The sequence below is a fragment of the Butyrivibrio sp. AE2032 genome (genome assembly GCF_000702965.1).
In genome coordinates this window covers 2202730-2222426 of record NZ_JNLF01000003.1, presented here as the reverse complement: position 1 = coordinate 2222426, position 19697 = coordinate 2202730, and the positions used below count along the sequence as shown (strand labels likewise).

Annotated in this window: 20 protein-coding genes; 1 reads left to right on the top strand and 19 read right to left on the bottom strand. The window is 43.5% G+C overall.

Annotation, left to right across the window (positions count from 1 at the left end):
* Position 1: 1 nt before the first annotated feature.
* From purE to BO18_RS11710, 10 genes are all read right to left on the bottom strand, one after another.
* A complete protein-coding gene (gene purE, locus BO18_RS11755) occupies positions 2-502 on the bottom strand; it encodes a 5-(carboxyamino)imidazole ribonucleotide mutase (RefSeq protein WP_034446394.1) in 501 nt (166 codons plus the stop codon).
* Between the two features lie 230 nt (positions 503-732).
* Entirely contained in the window at positions 733-1089 is a 357-nt protein-coding gene (locus BO18_RS11750; protein WP_034446393.1) for a DUF6142 family protein, read from the bottom strand.
* Positions 1089-1241 carry a hypothetical protein gene (locus BO18_RS34845; RefSeq protein ID WP_034446391.1) on the bottom strand — a complete coding sequence of 51 codons (153 nt, stop codon included), beginning with the start codon at positions 1239-1241 and terminating at the stop codon, positions 1089-1091. Before BO18_RS34845 ends, BO18_RS11750 begins: the two co-directional genes overlap by 1 nt.
* Before the next feature lie 21 nt (positions 1242-1262).
* On the bottom strand, positions 1263-1940 hold the full coding sequence (gene pyrE / locus BO18_RS11740) for an orotate phosphoribosyltransferase (protein WP_034446389.1): 678 nt from the start codon (positions 1938-1940) through the stop codon (positions 1263-1265).
* 47 nt (positions 1941-1987) lie between these two features.
* Complete coding sequence (locus BO18_RS11735) at positions 1988-2347, bottom strand: hypothetical protein (protein WP_034446388.1); 360 nt, start codon at positions 2345-2347, stop codon at positions 1988-1990.
* A gap of 30 nt (positions 2348-2377) precedes the next feature.
* On the bottom strand, positions 2378-2773 hold the full coding sequence (locus BO18_RS11730; RefSeq protein ID WP_051688679.1) for a ParB N-terminal domain-containing protein: 396 nt from the start codon (positions 2771-2773) through the stop codon (positions 2378-2380).
* Positions 2774-2775: 2 nt separating this feature from the next.
* Entirely contained in the window at positions 2776-3249 is a 474-nt protein-coding gene (locus BO18_RS11725) for a hypothetical protein (protein ID WP_034446386.1), read from the bottom strand.
* The gene (locus BO18_RS11720) at positions 3246-4643 is read right to left on the bottom strand and encodes an adenylate/guanylate cyclase domain-containing protein (protein ID WP_051688678.1); all 1398 of its coding nucleotides are present in this window, start codon (positions 4641-4643) and stop codon (positions 3246-3248) included. The genes BO18_RS11725 and BO18_RS11720 overlap by 4 nt, the downstream gene beginning before the upstream one ends.
* A 74-nt stretch (positions 4644-4717) precedes the next feature.
* Positions 4718-5683, bottom strand: coding sequence for a cyclic nucleotide-binding domain-containing protein (locus tag BO18_RS11715; protein ID WP_034446384.1), 966 nt, complete (start codon positions 5681-5683; stop codon positions 4718-4720).
* Positions 5684-5744: 61 nt separating this feature from the next.
* Entirely contained in the window at positions 5745-8459 is a 2715-nt protein-coding gene (locus BO18_RS11710) for an InlB B-repeat-containing protein (protein ID WP_034446383.1), read from the bottom strand.
* Positions 8460-8638: 179 nt separating this feature from the next.
* On the opposite strand from BO18_RS11710, the gene BO18_RS11705 reads away from it, so the two are divergent.
* The gene (locus BO18_RS11705; RefSeq protein ID WP_034446382.1) at positions 8639-9403 is read left to right on the top strand and encodes a hypothetical protein; all 765 of its coding nucleotides are present in this window, start codon (positions 8639-8641) and stop codon (positions 9401-9403) included.
* A 46-nt stretch (positions 9404-9449) separates the two neighbouring features.
* Here the strand turns inward: BO18_RS11705 and BO18_RS11700 are convergent, their stop codons facing one another.
* From BO18_RS11700 to BO18_RS11660, 9 genes are all read right to left on the bottom strand, one after another.
* Positions 9450-9746, bottom strand: a complete 297-nt coding sequence (locus BO18_RS11700; RefSeq protein ID WP_034446381.1) for an STAS domain-containing protein — start codon at positions 9744-9746, stop codon at positions 9450-9452.
* A gap of 20 nt (positions 9747-9766) precedes the next feature.
* The gene (locus BO18_RS11695) at positions 9767-10975 is read right to left on the bottom strand and encodes a hypothetical protein (protein WP_034446380.1); all 1209 of its coding nucleotides are present in this window, start codon (positions 10973-10975) and stop codon (positions 9767-9769) included.
* A gap of 78 nt (positions 10976-11053) precedes the next feature.
* Positions 11054-11977, bottom strand: a complete 924-nt coding sequence (gene pyrF, locus BO18_RS11690; RefSeq protein WP_034446379.1) for an orotidine-5'-phosphate decarboxylase — start codon at positions 11975-11977, stop codon at positions 11054-11056.
* A gap of 24 nt (positions 11978-12001) precedes the next feature.
* On the bottom strand, positions 12002-12760 hold the full coding sequence (locus BO18_RS11685) for a response regulator (protein ID WP_034446378.1): 759 nt from the start codon (positions 12758-12760) through the stop codon (positions 12002-12004).
* A gap of 27 nt (positions 12761-12787) precedes the next feature.
* Positions 12788-15832 carry a response regulator gene (locus tag BO18_RS11680; protein WP_051688677.1) on the bottom strand — a complete coding sequence of 1015 codons (3045 nt, stop codon included), beginning with the start codon at positions 15830-15832 and terminating at the stop codon, positions 12788-12790.
* Between the two features lie 33 nt (positions 15833-15865).
* Positions 15866-17338, bottom strand: a complete 1473-nt coding sequence (locus BO18_RS11675; protein ID WP_034446377.1) for a 4Fe-4S dicluster domain-containing protein — start codon at positions 17336-17338, stop codon at positions 15866-15868.
* A gap of 1 nt (position 17339) precedes the next feature.
* Positions 17340-17939: an ABC transporter ATP-binding protein gene (locus tag BO18_RS11670; protein ID WP_034446376.1), complete on the bottom strand. Its 600-nt coding sequence runs from the start codon at positions 17937-17939 to the stop codon at positions 17340-17342.
* A complete protein-coding gene (locus BO18_RS11665; RefSeq protein ID WP_185752410.1) occupies positions 17936-18664 on the bottom strand; it encodes an ABC transporter permease in 729 nt (242 codons plus the stop codon). The genes BO18_RS11670 and BO18_RS11665 overlap by 4 nt, the downstream gene beginning before the upstream one ends.
* Before the next feature lie 5 nt (positions 18665-18669).
* Complete coding sequence (locus BO18_RS11660; protein ID WP_034446373.1) at positions 18670-19680, bottom strand: ABC transporter substrate-binding protein; 1011 nt, start codon at positions 19678-19680, stop codon at positions 18670-18672.
* Positions 19681-19697: the final 17 nt, after the last annotated feature.

Genomic DNA, 19697 nt, shown 5'->3' with positions numbered 1-19697 from the left:
ATTAATAATTCTTGTATCCAACTTCCTGAAGCTTCTTGTCCTTAGCCACTACAGCATCCTTCAAAGAAGCACTGTAATCCTTAAGCTTTTGAAGAAGCTCGTTGTCACTTGTAGCAAGTATCTTCGCTGCCAATAGTCCGGCATTGGCGCCGCCATTAATGGCAACTGTAGCAACAGGTATGCCTGAAGGCATCTGTACTATACTATATAAAGAATCACGTCCTCCAAGAGACGTGGTATGCATAGGAATACCGATAACCGGCATAGGGAATATTGCTGCGCACATTCCAGGAAGATGAGCTGCCATTCCGGCACCGGCAATGATCACCTTAAAGCCCTTCTCCTCAGCGGTCTTCGCATACTCAAAGAATTCATCGGGTTCCCTGTGGGCAGATATGATCCTCATCTCATAAGAGATGCCAAGCTGATCAAGTATCTCAGCAGCTTTGCTCATAACCGGCATATCTGAATCGCTGCCCATTACTATTCCTACTTTAGCCATGCTTCCTCCCTTGTATCTATCGCAGAGCCAAGACTCGGAAATGCAAGCATTTCCTCGTTGTCGGATATCCGCCAAATGAATACATATTTAAATACATCTATACATGCAAGCATGATATCTGTATTTAAATATGTATTCGCTTGGCTCTGTATCAACCACATCTTGTCGCAGATATCATAACACAATACAAAATATTGTGCTATAAAATTACCAAAGATTTAACATTTCTTTCACGTCAATCCCAAAACCAGGATAAAAACCACAAATATAATAGAAAGAAGATTCAGCACTATACCCAGATTAGGGAAAAGCTTAAAAATATCCCGTTCAAATCTTGACATGATTCCGAGAATAAATCCCACAACAGAAAAAATGGCCGCAACTAAAGCCGCTGCGGCGTATTTTATCTGTGCCTGCCCCCCGTCTCTGTAGGTAAATACTACAGCGGCGATCAGGGCACTCACTGAGATCACTCCCAAAATTGCTGACATTATGCCCTTCTCGGGATGTCTGTTGTCAGTGAACATATATCGGTCTCTGACCGGTTCTAATTTTTTAATTTTGAATCTTATTCCTGATTTTTTCATTAGATGATAATATTCTTCCTGCCGGAAAGGAGCTTTCCTCCGCTAATGATAAGAAGTACTCCCATTGAAATTCCTGCAACTATAGCAATAACTCCGAATGCTATATTAAGAGCTCCGGCTCCGCCCATTGTCTTATATGTCTTTTCGTTCATTGTATCCTCCAAATAGCCTGATTATTTAGCGCCGTACTCTGCGTAGTACTCGTCGATTGATTTCTTTATCTCTTTTGTCAAAAGAACTTCACCATCAATTGGTCTGTTGTACAGATAATTTACAACATCCTCCATGGTAACGATGGCATGTGCGCCAAAACCATATCTGTCCTTGATCTCATCCAAAGCGCTCTGGTCTGAATCCTGACCCTTTTCCTGTCTGTTCAGGGAAACCATAAGGCCTACAATATCACAGTCTGCCTGAGCCTGAATGATAGGCACTGTCTCCTCGATGGACTTACCTGATGTGGTAACATCCTCTATGATAAGGACTCTGTCGCCGTCACGGAGCTTACTTCCAAGAAGGATTCCCTTGTCCCCGTGGTCCTTGATCTCTTTTCTATTAGAGCAGTACCTGATCTCTCTGCCATAGAGCTCGCTTATAGCTACGCTGGTAACTACAGAAAGAGGGATGCCCTTATAAGCAGGTCCGAAGAGAACGTCAAACTCCAGTCCAAATGTATCATGGATTGCTCTCGCATAATAATTTCCAAGCTTACGAAGCTGTGAACCTGTCACATAGGCTCCTGCATTCATGAAAAATGGAGACTTCCTGCCACTCTTAAGTGTGAATTCTCCAAATTTAAGAACATTGCTGTCCACCATGAACTCGATAAATTCTTCTTTGTACCTTTCCATACCCCTCACACTCCTTTCAATTCTCTAAAAGAGTATAACAAATAATTCTATTTATTTGAAGAATAATCTTCCGGATAAGGTTCTACCCCAAAAGCATAACGAACAGCCTTTTCAAGCTCCTCGTCTGCAACATCCGCCTCAAGTGCGTCTATATCATCCAGCATACCTACGCTGGCATATTTTTCATCGTCAGTACAGCTAATGACAATGAAGGGCTTTTCACCCTCCTGGAACTGCATGTTATCAACACGAAAGAAGCTGTCCTCATGCTTGAATATCCTTCTTTGTCCAAATTTTTCCCTTTGCTTTTCATTCAGTTCCTGGGGCTTTGCCCCATATTTCTCAAATAAGGATTCCACAAAGACCATTCTCTTATTTAGCTCATCCTGGGTAAATTCTTTTCCCATAATCAAACCCTCTTTTCATAAAAAGAAATATCAGGAATCAATAACACTCTGTCTGGGATTAACAATGGCCACCCTGACCTTCTTGACCTGTGCTTTAACAGCGCCGGCCCATCTGTGGTGTCCGTTTATTATCATAAATCCACCAACCTTCATCTTCTCAACGATGATAGGTTCAGGATAGATTCCGGAATTATTACCTTCCCTCAGGCATTCCACCGCCTCCTGACAGTACTTCTGTATGATTTTCTCATTAGGGCCAATATTGGCCATAGAGAATTCATCATCAGGATTGGGATGCATGTCGTCCGGAGAAAGATGATGCGTAAAAAGCCTCTCAAAAAAACCTGCTTTGACAGTCTCATGAAGTCCGTTATATCTCTCTACATCTTCCAGTATTCTTTTAAAAAGTTCCGTCCTTGCTGCCATATTTAGCCCTCTTCTAATTTCCTAATGCGCTCTGCTTCGTTGATTATCTTTTCTGCCCAGTGTTCATCAGGCTCGCAAACCTGCAAAACCCTGTAACCATACTGTCTGGCATTTTTCACTACAATCTCCTCGTCATCAATGTGAAGAGAGATCCTGTAGTGAGAAGGCATTTTCTGAGGAAGAGTCGCCTCTCTGTTTCCCTGGACTTCTTTTTTATGCCTGTGCCCATTTACTATGCTGTCAAATTTTATTCCATAATTTCTGAACAAAGCCTTTATGTATGCCTCGGATCTGAAGGATGAGGTGTAGACCCAAACCTCAAATCCCCTTCTCTGGAGCTCATTTATAAGTTCCGGAGTCCCCTTTCGAAGCCGCTCCGGGAACATCTTGTTCAAGGGAAATCTCAGTTCCGGCTCAACCTCATGGGTGTCTTCATTAACGAAAAGAACTTCATCCAGATCAAAAGAAATCTTCATAGTCCAACCTTCTTTCTCCACTCTTTATAGCCTGATGGTACAGCTGTAAAGTGAAGAAGATATCCTTCATCGGTTTTCTCAAGAACCTTGCAGTAAAGCTTTCCTCCCGCATCTATCTGTATATTGTCGTATATTTCAAGCTTTGCCTGAGTGTCGATCACCGCCATATCACTGGCAATAGAAGTAATTCCAGCATACAGATTTGTGGCATCTGCATGCTTTCCGTCCAGCTTGTGGAAAGTAACAGGGATCACCTGCTCAAGCTTATTTGGCATGGTACTCTTAACATCAACGGAAATGTTATAGGGTTCACCTATTCCGGTTACCTGAGTGAGGGTTATATCTGTTTCAACGCCCTTAGGACGCACCACTATCTCTTTTGCCACAGTAAGATCACTGTTCACAGCCGCTCTGGTACTGGAGGAAATAAGGATCTGACCGTTTATTGTGTAACTCTCAACTCTTCCTGTCAGGTTTACGTTGCTTCCAACAACGCCGTACTTGGTCCTCTTCTCGGAGCCAATATTTCCTACAATAACTTCACCGGTATTAATCCCTATGCCCATCTCAAGAACAGAGTATCCATGGTCCAGGTTCCACCTGTTGATGGAATCCATTCTTGCCTGCATGTCGATGGCTGCAGCAACAGCGTCGGATGCATGGGTCTTGGAATCAAGAGGCGCACCAAATATGGCAAAGATACCATCTCCCATAAACTCAATTATGGTTCCGCCACGTTTCTGGATAGCTTCAGTCATCTCGCCAAGATAATGGTTCAGCATTGTAATAAGCTCTGCCGGATCCATCCTCTCACTCATAGCTGTAAAGCCTCGCAGGTCGCTCATAAGAATGGTGAGATTCTTCTTTTTGCCACCAAGTGAAAGACCATCGGGTGTATCAAGAAGCTGCTTCACGATATCGTCTGAAAGGAATCGTCCAAAAGTCTCGTTAAGAAGCTTATTTCTAAGCTCAAGCTGTTTATTCAGGGCCTGTATCTTTTCCATGGACTTCACAGCATCCCTGAGGTCCATGAGCTCGCTAAGGTCGTTGAATACTGCTATTATCCCGACCTTTTTTCCTGCTTCCTGAAGGAAGGAGGTTACAACTCTAAGCTGCCTAACCTTATCTCCACACTTATAAGGCACGATCTTTTCATGGGTATGTTCCCTGTCATAGACCGCATCCAGGATAGTCTGGGTAAACTCGTCGTTGTCCTCACTGTCAAAGAAGCAGGCAGCAAACTTTTTCCCCTCAACCTCTTCCCTTTCAAATCCTAGTATTGAAAGCGCAGATGGATTACAGAAAGAAATTACGCCGTCAAAACCAATTGACATAACCCCCTCTGACATGTTCAGAATGATATTCTGCTGAATAAGAGCGGACGAATCAGGCATTGGCAATCCTCCAAAAGGGCTTTTGTCTGTACAAATTTGCCCGCTCTCCATTTTCGAAGAGCGGGCAACAGTTTTTAATCGTAAAGTTTTGATGAGTATTCCTGTGCCTTCTTCTTGATCTCATCATTTACAGACTGCTTAAGTTCAGCCTGAGCAGCGTCATAAACCAGCTTGCAGGCATTTACATACTCATATGTAAGTCTTCTGATCCTGAAGGAAAGGTGCTTAAGGATCATCTCGATCTTTGCAGGATTCTTCTGGAACAATTCCTCAAAATCATCTGTATAAATTGCTTCGAGCATTGTATTGTCTTCCAATGCTACAGCAGTGGCAGTTCTTGGCTCATTTCCAAGCATACCAACTTCTCCGAAGAACTTGTCGGCATAAAGAGTTGTAAGGCACTTCTCCTTTGGTGTTCCATAATCAGTATAGATGCCGATGGTTCCATAGTGGATGTCATACATGCATCTTCCCATCTCACCTTCTCTGAAGATAACTGTACCTTTCTTATACTTCTCAACCTTCTTAGCAAAGCCATCCTTGTGTCCTGACTGCCCGGTCTCACGAAGGAACTCAGCACTAGGCTGATTTGACTTGCTCATAAGCTCATAGTTGGCAACGATCTTCTTGATCTTGTCAGCCAGTGAAGGCTTACGCTCCTCATTAGCAGGGTAAAGCTCCTTAATAGTAGAACAAACCTCATTATATTCTCCGGTAAGTCTGGAAAGATTTCCGGCAAGCTCAGTAAGGATCAGCTTGATCTTATCAGGGTTGTTCTCAAAAAATCCCTTTACTTCGTCAAGCTTAAACTCAGACAGCTCTGTATCCTCTGAAGCTACAGCTGTGGCACTTCTTGGGAATGCATCAACCAGTGCCATCTCACCAAAGATATGGCCTTCCTTAACTTCTGTGAGTTTCTGCTGGCTATCTGTCTCATAATTTGTGTAGATACCAACAGCCCCTTTGTCCACTACAAAAAAGCTCTCTCCGTTATCTCCCTCACGGAAAATAACCTGTCCCTTAGCAAACTGCAAACTCATCCTGTTGTCCTTCCTTTCATACTTTATTCAGTCAATAAATAGTAAACACATAGTTATTATATCATATTTTTCGCCTTGCTCTTCTTTCATTTCTCTTGTATTTTACAAGATTTACGAAACAAATTATTGCAAGTATCAGCGAAACAAATGATATGATCAAAATCCTCAAAACAAGCTTATTTATGTTGATAGCCTCGTAAGCTATTGCATACTCGGAAAATCTGTCTGTTTTGAAGGTAACGGTATTGGGATCACTTCCGATATCATCCAGAACATCCACTACTCCGTTATGATTTCTGATTACAAAGAACTTCCTTCCCGGCTTCTTATATTCATCAGGGATCGGAACAACTACTTCCAGCTCTGCTGCAGTATTATCAATAACTGTAGTAGTACCTCCACTGGTCTTCATTATCAGAAAATCAAAGTAGCTGACAGGCTTATACCCAACCTTCTTCTGCATCAGCTTCTTGGTGCTCTCATCAACAGTAGCTGTATTCTCCGTGATATCAATGTTGAAGGATATAGGCTTTCCTTTAAGCACATCCATCTTCTCATCAGGTGTAAGAGTCTCGAACACTACATCCTCGAAGTTAATAAGAGTAGGCTGGCTGTGGTACAATGTCACGGCTGTTTCCTGCTTATCCTCTGCATAAGAATTGTTGACAGTGATCTGAAGTGTTCCATCTTCAAAGGCTTCCTTGAGCATTGGCATAACTGCGTTGTCGTTGACAAGTATCCTTAAAGTATCCTCGTCAAGATCGTGCTTAGCCATTACGCCTCCGGTGTATACCGGTGTATTGTCTGTAGTGATCTCAGTTGCAGGAATAAAGCTGTCATCCTCATATTCCTCTCCCTCAAGCTCTGTGACCTCTGTTGGGATTTCGGTTTCAACTATATTCTGTTCAGGAATAGCACCCTGCGCTGCAGTATCTGTATTGTACTCAGTCTTCTTCTGATCCTTTGAGGTATCCTTCTTCTGAGCTGCAGGAACACTGGTGTTGGAACCGGTATTATTCTTTGTAGAAGTATTATCCTTTGCAGGTGCCGGCTGAGGTTTTCTCTCGAAGCTGGCGGCGATGGTATGTGCACCCTTTACGTTGTTGAAAGTATAGCTTGATACTGCTCCGATATTCTTTCCATCAACTACTACGGCACTAATGTTGTAATCAGCCTGAGGAACGATGTTGTAGGTAACGCTTCCGCCCTCCGTGATCACATAGTCTCCGCTTGGAGTAATGCTTCCTCCTACTGTTGCAATTCCGGAAAGTATTTTGTAGGTGTTTGCATTCTTCTTTCTGAAATTAGCAACCACATTAACGTCGTTTCTGATCTCTTTTATGGTGTACTTGGTGTCGGTAGAAACAATCTGACCGTTTATTGACCATCCGGCAAATTCATAGCCGTCATAGGCCTGAGCTGTGAGGTCAACCTGTGTGCCCTTATTGTAATTTCCTGCACCCTCGTACTTACCTGTATCCTGAGGATATACCGAAACATTTACGTTGCACTTAGCTCTGTTAAACACTGCGACGATGTTTCTGTCTGTGGTTATATTATTGATCTGTATAGAAGAGGAATTGCTGATGGTACTGTTATTCTCAACAAACCCGGCAAATTCATAGCCATCCCTTGCCTTGGCAGTAATTGTCATGCTTCCGCCGTAAGCTACCGACTGGCTGTCTGTGATGGTTCCTGCATCGCCATTGTTGACACTGGTCCTTACATAGCAGGTCTGTCTCTGGAATTTTGCCACCAGATTCCTGTCACTTGAGATATTGTCAAGCCTTAGCTGACCGCTGTTGGAAATAAGGTTTCCTCCCTCATACCAGCCAAGGAATGCATAATTATTGTTTGGAGAAGCCGATACAGTGCAGCTTCCACCGCTTCTTACAGCGCCGCCACCAGCTACAGCTCCGCCATCTGTAGGATCACCCTTTACGCTGATCATGTAGTCAACTGACGTAACAGAAACCGACGCCGCATCTGCCATGGAAGGATCCTGACGAGAGGTTGCTATTACTGCAAAGGATGAAGCAGTCTCATTTGGAGAAATACTCAGTGTACCATTTGAATCAATAGTAGTATTTGCGCTCTGATTACCTGAAAGCGACCAGGAAACTGTAGGATCATAGCCATTTCCACCCTGAACGGAAACGTCAAAATTATAGTCCTTTCCCACAGGAAGGGTGATTGACCCCGGAATGATATCCACACTGGTGATGTAAGGTGTTGTGTCCTGAACAGTTATTGACAGGTTCACAATAGCAGTATGGTGCATCCTTATGTCGTTGGCTGAATAGAAGGTATAGCTTCCCAAATATGTTCCCGGCTGAAGATTTTCTCTGGGTGAAACAGAAAAGGTCACTGAATCTCCCGGATCCATATCAAGGCTTGGGGTTATATAGCCAATATCAAAGGCTGTATATTCATCCACCTCTGCCCATGTAAGCGGAAAAGAGGTGTTACCCACATTTACGATTGAAAACTGCTTCGCAGGAACAATACTGCCTGCCTCAACTGTTCCAAAAGAAATACTGGGGGTATAGCATACAAGATTGTAATCAAAAGGATCCGGCTCTGGAGGATCCGGATTGTCCGGAAATACCGGATCAGTGTGATAATCATCAGGATCATCCGGGACAATCAGCCCCGTTGCATGTGTTTCATCTTCCCCTGCATAGGCTCTGATGATATCAAATGCCGTCACACCTGACAGAACGGTGCAGATTGAAAGAAGTATTGCACAGATTCGCAGCCAAAATGTGTTCTTCATCTTATTCCCCTCCAATACTGTAATTTTATTTCATTGGTCAATAACTACAATACCATCAAACCGCCGCGATATGTACGGTCTAATCATTAAACTTTTATAACTTTTCGTTTATAATTAGTTTATGATATTCTAAATGTACAAAGATTTATACGAACACTAAGAAAAAGGGGCATTAACTCTTGTATATAAGCGTAGAAAAACACATTCTGTCCAGCTCCATATTAAAGGTTGCAGTAGTTAAAATTGTGGCAGCTTTCTGCGAAGGTCTCTTAAGGATAATCCTTCAAAAGACCAGTTCCGCCACTCCTGACATGCTGGATATTTATTTATGGCGTTCACAGCTTGTCATATCTGCGCTCCAGATAATCCTGGTGGCAGTAATATTCTATTTTTCCTGGCAAAAGCTAAATCACTACATGAAGCTGGTCCCCAAAGAGGACCAGCAGGGATTTGGAGAGCTTCAAAAAGAATACCTTAAGGACAAGATAGCATCCCTTTCTGTTTCCTCTGTAAACAGACTCCTTCAGCTTTGGGCTGTTATCTTTATTGGAGCTGAACTTATCTATGGCTTTACCTCCATAATGTACAGGCGCTTCATAGCAATGCTTATGGATGCTCTATCAGCCAATTCAGGAATGAGCGACGGCACTTTCGTTATGCTCTACAACATGACTCACGGTTTTAAGTACATGGAGATCCTGGCTGCAATCCTGCTTGGAGTGGTCATGACAGGAATCTTTCTAAACGATAAGTACTTAAAGATTTCATCTCTTGTTATTCTTCTGTTATTTCTTTTATCCTTCGGGGTTCTTCAGATGCAGACGGTGTATCTGATGGGAAGAGAAATCGGAATTGTATGGACGTCACTTATTTACCACGTGACAGAGACTCTGGGACTTGTAATCTTGTCCCTGTATCTTACTAAAGCCTATAAAGGACTATAAAAATCCTCCGAAAGCTTTTGGCTAACGGAGGATCTCTTTTTGTTAATTATTCAATTGTGAGGATATCAACGAATCCGGTTACCTCAAAGATCTCGTGGATCTCTTCGTTAACATTCTTGATCACCATTGAACCCTGCTTGTTCATAACCTTCTGAGCTGAAAGCAGAACACGAAGTCCAGCAGAAGAAATGTACTCAAGCTTTGAGAAATCAAACTTAAGATCCTCAATTCCGTTAAGTGCTGTCTTAAGCTCTTCATCAAGCTGTGGTGCTGTTGTTGTGTCCAGTCTTCCTTCCAGTGCGATAACAAGCTCTTTTCCATTTGCTGTTTTGTTGATAGTCATTTCATCCACCTCTCTTAGTATTATTTTATATCACAGACAATAGTTATATCAAGTCGATTTCCTTTAACTCCTACAAGAACATCCTTTGCCAGGCTTGCAACGATGGATTTCTCCAGTTCATCCCAGGCAGCCTGTGCATGCTCCTGATCGTCCTTGGCATCTTTAAGTGCATCCTTATACTCGTACAAGGACCACATGATTCCGGCATCTGCCATGCCCTCGATACCATTGTACATACCCATTGTTCCGTAATTAACTGTTCCGCCGCCGTACTCCTGCTGAAGTTTCATTACGTTGTTATAATTCAGAAGGCCGTTTTCAATGACGTCTGCCACCTTATCCATGAAGCCCTTAACAAGGGTATTACCCTTCTGGGAAGCCATATCAAGGAGTCCTTCTTTCTTATCCTGACTCATCTCCGTCTTACCGGTTACTCTGATACAGCACTCATGTTTATATTTTTCAAACCAGATTGCTGCGTGGTAATCAGCTGTAAGAGCCTTGAGCATTCCAACTGTCTCTTCAAAGAGAAGCTTCATATGGACTGCATCCTTGGGAGTAAGTCCAAGATCTGCTATAAGCTCATCCGCCTTAGCGTAGATCTTATCATCCTTTATCTTGTCGCTGTCAACAAAGGTGAACTGAGTGGTAATCTCAGGAACTCTTGATCCAACAGTGCTGAGAGCCTCTGAGAAATCCTTAGTCACCACCATGCTGACTTCGTTCTTATTAACACTGACTTCAATGTTGTCCGCAAGATTCGCTACCAGTGATCTCTCCAGATCATCCCAGGCTTCCTGAGAGTACTTGTCGCTCGCTCTCTTTTCCATTATCTTGGCCTGATACTCTTTAAGTGACCAGGTATTTTCCTCCAGCCCCTGCATGGAGAACATTGATTTTAATATACCAAAGAATCCTTCTTCGCTGGAATTGGTTCCGGTAGAAGATACAGAAATAAGCTCCTGTTGCTTCTCCTTATCCATGTGGTTATCTGATAACAGGTGAATTCGAGTTACTCTTGAATTACCCTCCAGCCAGAAATCCATAATTCCATGGCCAATGATAGACTTAGCAAGTCTTAAAACCTCTTCTGAGAGAAGTCTTAGCCGAAGAGCTTCCTTCTCCTTAAGGCCACAATCGAAGATGTAATCATCGATCAGCTGATTTGCGCCGTCCAGTCTGGCTTCTACGTCAGCAATCTTAATATGACTGGTTTCTACGTATCGCATAGCCTCCTCCTCATCTTTTTGTATATATCAATGTTATCACGTTTAACGTGAATTTGTTTATAAAAATTCCAAAAAATATTACTTTGAGAGTGCTTTTGCTATATCTTCTTTCATATCAAGGGCTGCGGCTCTTGCTGCTTCACCGACTTTTCCATCAGCAAACTGCTTGTAGGAATCACTCTTCCATGCAGCAATTATGCCCCTTGAGGAGTTTACTATCGCTCCAAGTCCATCACTGTTAAAGAAGTGAACAAGGTCTTTTCCCTTTCCGCCCTGGGCGCCATAGCCGGGAACGAGAATATATGCATGAGGCATTATGTCCCTGAGGATCTTGCCCATCTCCGGATAAGTTGCACCAACAACAGCTCCCACATTACTGTAGGCTCCATCCATGGAATCCATTCCCCACTTCTCAACCTGCTCACCAACTATCTCGTAAAGTGGTCTTCCATCAATAAGTCTGTCCTGGAATTCACCACTTGAAGGATTTGAAGTCTTTACCAGAACAAAGATACCTCTGTCATTCTTGTTACATACATTTATAAAGGGCTTTACTCCGTCAGAACCAAGGTAAGGGTTTACTGTAGCAAAGTCCTCATCAAATCCGGCAAAAGAGCTATCGCCGATCTGAACGCTTCCAAGATGTCCCACAGCATAGGATTCTGAAGTAGATCCTATATCGCCTCTCTTGACATCGCCTATTACTATAAGTCCCTTTTCTTTTGCGTAATCTACAGTCTTTTTAAAGGTTATAAGTCCCGGTATTCCAAGCTCCTCATACATAGCTATCTGGGGCTTAACTGCCGGAACGATATCTGCGATATTATCAATTATCTCCTTGTTGAACTGCCAAAAAGCCTCTGCTGCCCCTTCCGGATTCCTTCCCTTCTCCTCAAAGCACTTTTCCTTAACCTTATCAGGAATAAAGTCCAGTTTGGGGTCAAGGCCCACAACTATCGGTGCTCCGGTCTTTTCAATCTTGTCTATCAGCTTGGAAATCATATATTTACACCTTCCTGTTTATGTTTATTCTTCAATTCCAAAGAAGTCATCTATAGCCGCGATAAGCTTGTCCTTGGGCATAGATTTTAAAAGGTACTTAGCCGGTTTAAGGCCAACTACCTTCATGACACTTTCCTTGTCATCCTTTGCTGTAAGGAAGATGACAGGTGTGTCCTTGATCTTCTGGGTATTCCTTATTTCTTTTAACACGTCAGGTCCGCTCATGACCGGCATCTCATAGTCTAAAAGCACCAGATCAACAGGGTTCTGGGCAAGGAAGGTAAGGGCTATCTTACCAGAACTTGCCATATAGACATGATACTTGACCGAAAGCCAGGTCTTCATCATCCTGAGCATAGCACCATCATCATCAATGATAAGAATCTTCCTTCTAAGGCTCTCATCAACTGCACTATAGTTCACAGCCGTGTTGAGATGTCCAGCCAAAAGCTTAACATCCAACGGCCTTAAATAAGTTTCCTGGATCTTTTCCTTGCCAATATATAATGTGGCAAGCGTAAGTTCTTCATTGTTTCCAATGAGATAGAGAAGGAATCTTTCTGAATCGATCTGTTCATTGAGGTACTCAAAAACTGGTGAGTATTCTGAAGTAAGATCCCCAAGATAGAGCACATAAATATCGGGTTTATCGGCAATAGCTTCAATAGCACTTGGAGAGGGCTCCACTCTGATCACTTCGTAATCCTCTTTCTGCAAGCCCACTACAATGGCATTAACCATGAAGCTCTTCTGTATACCGATCAATAAAACTCTTTTATCCATAATTCCGCCTTTCATACTGTGTCTATTTTACAGTACAGTCAAAAGTCCGTCTCTGTCAACTGCCGCCAGAAGTTTTTTGACCTGATGATATTTCTCTCTGTATTCCTGTGGAATAGCATAACCATCAAGCATTTCCATGATATCGTCTGCACTGTCGAAATATGATGCGGACACAAATTCTTTTATTGATGCAAAAGCACCCTCAAGTTCCTCTGGATCTATCATAGGTTTATCTGCCTCATCTTCTTCAAACAGGGGCTGAAGTCTCTTTATATAGCTTCTGTACTGCTCTAAAAGATCCGGAGTCAGCTTTTCAATCTCATCCGCCTTGCCATTATTTCCGCAGCTCTCCAGATACTCTGCCATCTCGGAAAGTTCAAGAGCACCAACTGCCTTTGCAGAGCTCTTAAGGCCATGAACGTAGATAGTGTAATCCTTTATATTCTTCTCCTGCTCATACTTCTGAATAAGCCCGGACCTCTCGTCAATTGCCATCCAGAAGTCCTTCATTACCTGCTTAGCAGCCACAGCGGATCCGCACCTTTCAATGGCTGCGTGAACATCAATAGTCTTTATCTGCAAAAGTTCGTGAAGAACAGCCTTCTCCTCATCGTCTCCCTTATCATCTCCGTCCACATAGCCTTCATCTCCCGGGCGCTGAACAAGTTCTTTAGGAAGATAGAAAAGGATCATCTCCTCAAGCTTTGCAGGTTCAACGGGCTTTGACATATAGTTTGTAAAGCCTTCCTTCACATACATTTCTCTTGAACCTGAGATAGCATTGGCTGTAAGGGCAATCACCGGTACATCCTTATTCAGGTTCTCTTCCAGCTCCTCCATGGCATGGAAAGTCTGAATACCATCCATTTCAGGCATTCTGTGGTCTAGGAATATGATGTTGTACTTACTGTGTTTAACCTTCTCAATGGCTTCCATGCCACTGGTGGCGGTATCAATATCAATCTGGGTCTGCTTAAGAAGTCCCTCTATTACTGTAAGGTTAGTCCTGGTATCATCAACCACCAGTATCTTGGCTTCAGGAGCGTGGAAGGATTCTCTGTAGCCTCCCACTTCCTCAAAGGACTCTTTTACCTTTCTTGCAAAGTCACCAATTGGCTCCCAATCCACTACGTTCTGTTTTATGGCAAAAGAGAATTTGCTCCCCTTTCCATATTCGCTGGAAACTTCCAGCTTGGAATCCATCATGCCAAGAAGGCTGGTAACAATGCTAATTCCAAGACCGGTTCCTTCGATGGTCCTGTTCCTTTGAAGATCAATTCTCTCGAAGGCGGAGGTAAGCTTATCCATATCCTCCTCCCTGATTCCGATTCCTGTATCCGTTACAGCCATCCGGATGATAACCTGATCCTGTGGAATCTCATCCAAAGACTCCTGCTCAACTTCCTCGTAGTCCACATCCAGATCCACTGATCCTGTCTCTGTGTACTTTACAGCATTAGTGATTATGTTGATGATACACTGCTTTATTCTGATCTCGTCTCCAAAGAGGATATGAGGGATCTTCTCATTAACATTTACATTCAGCTTAAGGTTCTTTTCCTTAGCCCTTATCTCAGACATATTGACGATATCGTTCATAAGGGAGCCAAACTCATACTCCACAGGAACGATCTCCATCTTGCCCGCCTCGATCTTGGAGAAATCAAGGATATCATTTATCAGGGCCAAAAGAGTTCTTCCCGAATTCTGGATATCTCTGGCATAGCCAAGAATCTCTTTATCCTTACTCTCTCTGATGATCATCTCATCAAAACCAAGGACCGCGTTGATAGGCGTTCTGATCTCGTGAGAGATATTGGAAAGGAATCTGGACTTGGCTTCATTGGCGGATTTTGCTATTTCAAGCTGATCCTCAATATTCTGTCTGGTCCTTACCAGGTCAATGTACTCCACAAGCCTGTACACCGTAAGATCCACAGAATGATAGAGTTCTTCTATCTCATCTCCTGTCCTGATATCCAGGTCGTGAACTCCCGTAACACTGGAGCTTAAAGACAGATCAGCTGCATTGTAGATATCCGACATAGCCTTGGACAATAGTCTTATGGGTTTGGCAATTCGTTTTTGTGCATATCTGTTTGTAAAGATAGAAAGCGGAATAAGAATCGTCGAGATAAGCATTGCCAGACGGATGCTGAATTTAATACTTACAATGCTTCTTCCATCACCAGTCAGCATGTTGCTGAAATGGCTGGTTTCCTCCTGTGACTCTGTTAAAAGGCTCTGGCTCACAAGGGTTTCAACCCTGTCAGTGCTGTATACCTTCCTGTAAACAGACCTCTGGGCCGGGGCACTTACTGTATCATATTTTTGAAGTGTTGGAATAAGTGTATTGGATGCGATCTCCGCAAAGATTCCGATGATAAGTGCCTCAAGGACAATTATTCTCATAACAACATTGCCTATGCGGGACTTGCCTTCCACCACATACTTCTCGTCTTCGGTAAGAAGGTAAGACTTCACATAGTATTTTCCATTCCCGGAGTAGATCAGGATATCTCCGGGAACGTACTTATAGATCAGATAGATGAATAGACATCCCAGAAAACAACCGGGCATCTCATTAAAGAAAAATAATATGATCTGCTTATAGGAAATGGTATAAATACCATAATCACTAAGCAATAGAAGGATGAAGCCCCAAAAGGCTCCAACCAGTCCTTGCATAAATATGGTTACCACAGGAACCATATACCACTTTGCAAACCATCTTCTCCTGGCCATAAGGTCGATTACACAGGCCACCAGAAGATAAACAAAGGTAAGGTATGAAAAGCTGCCATAGACAATGGAATTATGGACAAATACAATGACCACGCTCATCATAGCCGGAATCGCTCCGCCAACAGCAGCAACTATCATAAGCGGTAAATAACGCAAAGCATAGATCAGCCCTTCCAATCCAAGGCTCAGGTTGCTGCCCATAGTCAGCAGCTTATTGTGATACCTGATTATGTAACAGGACGTAAACATCACTACAATAAAGTTGATGATTACCATTGTCTTATACCGCTTATCACGATTATTCCGAAACAGATCAAGAAGTACCATATTCGCCTCACTTTAAGTGAATCCAAATCCGGTTTACATGTGTCCATCTCTGTGCATTGAGAACTTATCCATAGGATAGTTCTTAAGGTTTTCCAGAACCTTTCTGTCATCAGCCTTTGAAAGCAGGGACTCTCTGGCTTTATTTATATCATTGATATTCTTATGTCTTGAAGGTCCGCCGACGCATCCTCCCGGACAAACCATACCCTCGATGAAGTCCTCAGGGAGTCTGTCCATCTTAAGAAGTGTAAGGGCCTTTTTACATTCAAGTCCGCCTGCTGCCCTGAGGAGCTTAAGGGATGAAGTATCTTCACCTCTCTCCTGCATGCATTCAATAACAGCATTGGCAACTCCGCCGCTGGCTGCAAATCTCTTGCCCCAGATAGATGATTCCTGATAGCCTTCAGGAACGGGCTCAAACTTAACATCCTTTGATCTCATTAAAGCTCTGAGCTCTCCGTAGGTCACAACATAATCTGCATTGTTTGGAACTGATTTATCCTGTGCCTCAGACTTTTTAGCGATGCAAGGTCCGATAAATACTGTTACACATCCGGGTCTTGTGGCCTTTAAGTATCTTGAGATAGCACACATTGGTGATACGGTTGAAGACATGTTCTTCTCATACTGCTCAGGGAAGTGCTTCTTAAGCATATTGATAAAGGCTGGGCAGCATGAAGTTGTCATCTTTCTGCCCTCTTTATAGGCCTCTGACCACTCAGCTGACTCATAGGCTGCTGTCATGTCTCCGCCAAGTCCGACCTCAACCATGTCTGCAAAGCCGATCTTCTTAAGACCTTCTCTTATGGAGCCCATGGAGATGTCCTCACCAAACTGGCCCTCTGTAGCAGGTGCGCACATTGCGATAACTTCTTTTCCTGCCTTGATCTCCTTGATGATGTCTACAAGGAAGGTCTTACTTCCGATAGCTGCGAAAGGACAGCTGTGGATGCAGTGACCACACTGGATGCACTTATCCTCATCTATCTTGCAGTAGCCGTACTCATCATAGGTGATAGCTCCTACAGGACAAGCCTTCTTACAAGGTCTCTCCAGATGAACGATAGCATTGTAAGGGCAGGCATTTGCGCACATTCCGCATTCCTTACACTTTGCAGGATCGATATGCATGTGGGTATCACCGGGAGTGATTGCTCCGAATTTACAGGAGCTAAGGCAGGCCTTACCCATGCAGAAACGGCAGTTATCAGTTACAGAATAAGCTGAGATAGGGCACTCATCACAGGCAGGGTCAATAACCTGAACTATGTTGGTGGACCCGGGATTATAAGATGGAGCCTTGGCCTGTGCCAGTTTGATCCTCTGTCTTACAATCTCACGCTCTTTATATACACAGCAGCGGTACTCAGGCTTAGGGCCTGGTATCATCTTAAGCACAAGCTCTTCAATGTGATCCTGATCGTTTTCTCCATTCCACTCCAGTCTGCACACCTCTTCCATGATCTTGTGCTTAAAACTGTTCATACTTGCATCATTTGTTACCATTTTAAATCTCCTTACATTGTGTTTCTAAGTTTATTGTTCTGGCAAATTCCAAGCCTGTGGTGTCATGGGCTGTTATCACCAAAGCACCTGATCCCTGCTTATCGCGGATATAGGCGATTGCCTTTGTTTTTGACTCTTCATCTAGTCCCGTAAAGGGCTCATCCATAATCAGGATGTCGCTTGGTATGGCGCAGGCTCTCACTATTGCCACCCGGCGCCTTTGTCCTCCCGACAGCTCTTTTACCGGTTTAAAAAGAGCTTCTTCCGGAAGGAGCTGTTTAAGCTCTTCGATGACTGTTGCTCTGAAGACCTTTTTGCTGACCATAGTCACGTTGGTGACTGCATCAAAGTCTTCGCAAAGTCTGTCCTCCTGGAAAACTGTTCCGGAGTTAATGAAGGGATACTTATAATCCCCAAGGAGCTTTACTGTTCCGCTGTCCGGCTCATCAAGCCCCAGGATCAGCCTAAGGAGCGTTGTCTTTCCACAGCCCGAAGGCCCTGTGATCACATAGCTGTGCTCCTCTTCTATATTCAGATTGAAATTATTCAGGACATTTCTGCCGTCAAAGGACTTGCAGACATCCTTAACCTCTATTGTCATAAAACAAATTCCAATACTATGTTCAGTAATTTCTCACACACAAAGGCTATGAGCACCACAACTATGGTCCAGGCAAAAAGCTCGCCGGTTTCAAGGTAGACCTTTGAAAGGTACAAGCCGTTTCCTATTGTGTGAAGGGGCTGTCCGATAACCTCGGCAGCAATTCCGCTCTTAAAACTCATGCCAATCGCCAGTTTAAAGGCGCTCTTCCAAAAAGGCTTAAGCTGAGGCAGATAAATAAATCTTACTGCCCGATCCCCCGGCATTCTGAAGACCTTTGCCATCTCCAGGAGCTTAACATCAGTGCTCTTTAAGCCCTCAAGAGTATTCATGTACAGGATAGGGAAAACCACCATTGCGCATATAACTGTGGAAATGCCCTTATTTCCAAACCATATCAGCAAAAGAATCACAAAGCTGGCCACAGGAACCGACTTAAGGGTGATCACTATGGGTTTTAAAAAATCCTCTATCACAGAATTCTTATATGCTGCGTAGGAAAGCAGTATTCCAATTACTGATCCAACAAGAAAACCAAGAAGGATCCTTCCTGTAGTCTCACCTACACTGGTCCAAAACTCAGAGGTTCCGGCCAGAGCAGCCAACGCCTTCACTGTTTCAAAAGGTCCCGCCAGTAGTATCTTATTATGTACAATGATTGCCACCAGCTGCCATATAAGCAGCCATGCTACGATAGGGATTACTCGCTTAACGACTTTTTGCATCCGTTTCATCCCTCGTAGTAGAAATCATCTCCGGGAAGTGATCCTCCCACGGACTTAGGATCCTGTTCAAACAGTACCTTGAAATATCCAGCAAGGTTTTCCTTGATCTGAGATCCTGATATGCAAACAACGTTGCAGTTTGGAATAGCCTTTACTGCAAGTGGCTCCTTGGCCATGATTCCCTGTGATACCACCAGCTTAGCAGTGGTCTCCACATCATTTACTGCCTTATCTGCGCTCTCTTTATGTGCCCCTATAAATGCATCAACTGCAGCCTTGTGTTCCTTAAGGAACTTGTTGGATACCACAGTGACTCCTGTTACTATCTTGCTGTCTGTATTGACCTTTGCCCACTCATCATCCAGTGAAAATGCGATCTTCAGACCTTCAGTCTGAGCAAGTGCTGCTGTGACAAAGGGCTGAGGAAGAATCGCAACAGCATTAGGATCAGCGGCAAATATAGAAACTATCTCTGTTGGCTCTGACTTAAACTGGATATCACAGTCAGTTACGCCATTTTCCTGAAGCAGATACCTTACTGTGTATTCAGGTGTAGCTCCCTGGCCTGTCATATAGACTGTCTTTCCGGAAAGGTCTGCCACAGTCTTGATGGCCTCATCTCCTGACAGACAGTTCAAAACTCCCAATGTGTTGATGTCTATTACTGAAACTCCGCCTTCAACTTTATTGTTCATGACAGCTGCCACGTTTGAAGGAACAAGGCCAATATCTACGGTACCTGCTACCATTGCTGCCATGACGTCTGACCCTTGAGTATACATTGTAAACTCCAGATCAAGGCTTGGGTCTCCCAGCTCCGTGTCAGCTATAAGGTTCACTATTCCTATGGTGGTTGCTCCCTTTAAAGCTGCAACTCTTATCTTGGTGTTATCAGTTTTCCCGGCTGCTCCACATCCTGTAAGAGCACTTGCTACTGTTCCAAGTACCATAGCCAGGATAAGCACCAGGGCAACAACTGAAAGTGTCTTCTTAAACTTTTTTGAAACCAATTGCATCACTAACTATTACTCCA

What these genes read in the sequence shown, in the direction of transcription:
- BO18_RS11730 (WP_051688679.1), bottom strand. Translation starts at nt 2,773, where the DNA reads ATGGCAGCAAGGACGGAACTTTTTAAAAGAATACTGGAAGATGTAGAG.
- BO18_RS11710 (WP_034446383.1), bottom strand. Translation starts at nt 8,459, where the DNA reads ATGAAGAACACATTTTGGCTGCGAATCTGTGCAATACTTCTTTCAATC.
- BO18_RS11680 (WP_051688677.1), bottom strand. Translation starts at nt 15,832, where the DNA reads ATGGTACTTCTTGATCTGTTTCGGAATAATCGTGATAAGCGGTATAAG.
- BO18_RS11660 (WP_034446373.1), bottom strand. Translation starts at nt 19,680, where the DNA reads ATGCAATTGGTTTCAAAAAAGTTTAAGAAGACACTTTCAGTTGTTGCC.
- pyrE (WP_034446389.1), bottom strand. Translation starts at nt 1,940, where the DNA reads ATGGAAAGGTACAAAGAAGAATTTATCGAGTTCATGGTGGACAGCAAT.
- BO18_RS11720 (WP_051688678.1), bottom strand. Translation starts at nt 4,643, where the DNA reads ATGCCTGATTCGTCCGCTCTTATTCAGCAGAATATCATTCTGAACATG.
- BO18_RS11675 (WP_034446377.1), bottom strand. Translation starts at nt 17,338, where the DNA reads ATGGTAACAAATGATGCAAGTATGAACAGTTTTAAGCACAAGATCATG.
- BO18_RS34845 (WP_034446391.1), bottom strand. Translation starts at nt 1,241, where the DNA reads ATGAACGAAAAGACATATAAGACAATGGGCGGAGCCGGAGCTCTTAAT.
- BO18_RS11700 (WP_034446381.1), bottom strand. Translation starts at nt 9,746, where the DNA reads ATGACTATCAACAAAACAGCAAATGGAAAAGAGCTTGTTATCGCACTG.
- pyrF (WP_034446379.1), bottom strand. Translation starts at nt 11,977, where the DNA reads ATGATTTCCAAGCTGATAGACAAGATTGAAAAGACCGGAGCACCGATA.
- BO18_RS11665 (WP_185752410.1), bottom strand. Translation starts at nt 18,664, where the DNA reads ATGCAAAAAGTCGTTAAGCGAGTAATCCCTATCGTAGCATGGCTGCTT.
- BO18_RS11670 (WP_034446376.1), bottom strand. Translation starts at nt 17,939, where the DNA reads ATGACAATAGAGGTTAAGGATGTCTGCAAGTCCTTTGACGGCAGAAAT.
- BO18_RS11725 (WP_034446386.1), bottom strand. Translation starts at nt 3,249, where the DNA reads ATGAAGATTTCTTTTGATCTGGATGAAGTTCTTTTCGTTAATGAAGAC.
- BO18_RS11685 (WP_034446378.1), bottom strand. Translation starts at nt 12,760, where the DNA reads ATGGATAAAAGAGTTTTATTGATCGGTATACAGAAGAGCTTCATGGTT.
- BO18_RS11735 (WP_034446388.1), bottom strand. Translation starts at nt 2,347, where the DNA reads ATGGGAAAAGAATTTACCCAGGATGAGCTAAATAAGAGAATGGTCTTT.
- BO18_RS11695 (WP_034446380.1), bottom strand. Translation starts at nt 10,975, where the DNA reads ATGCGATACGTAGAAACCAGTCATATTAAGATTGCTGACGTAGAAGCC.
- BO18_RS11750 (WP_034446393.1), bottom strand. Translation starts at nt 1,089, where the DNA reads ATGAAAAAATCAGGAATAAGATTCAAAATTAAAAAATTAGAACCGGTC.
- BO18_RS11715 (WP_034446384.1), bottom strand. Translation starts at nt 5,683, where the DNA reads ATGAGTTTGCAGTTTGCTAAGGGACAGGTTATTTTCCGTGAGGGAGAT.
- purE (WP_034446394.1), bottom strand. Translation starts at nt 502, where the DNA reads ATGGCTAAAGTAGGAATAGTAATGGGCAGCGATTCAGATATGCCGGTT.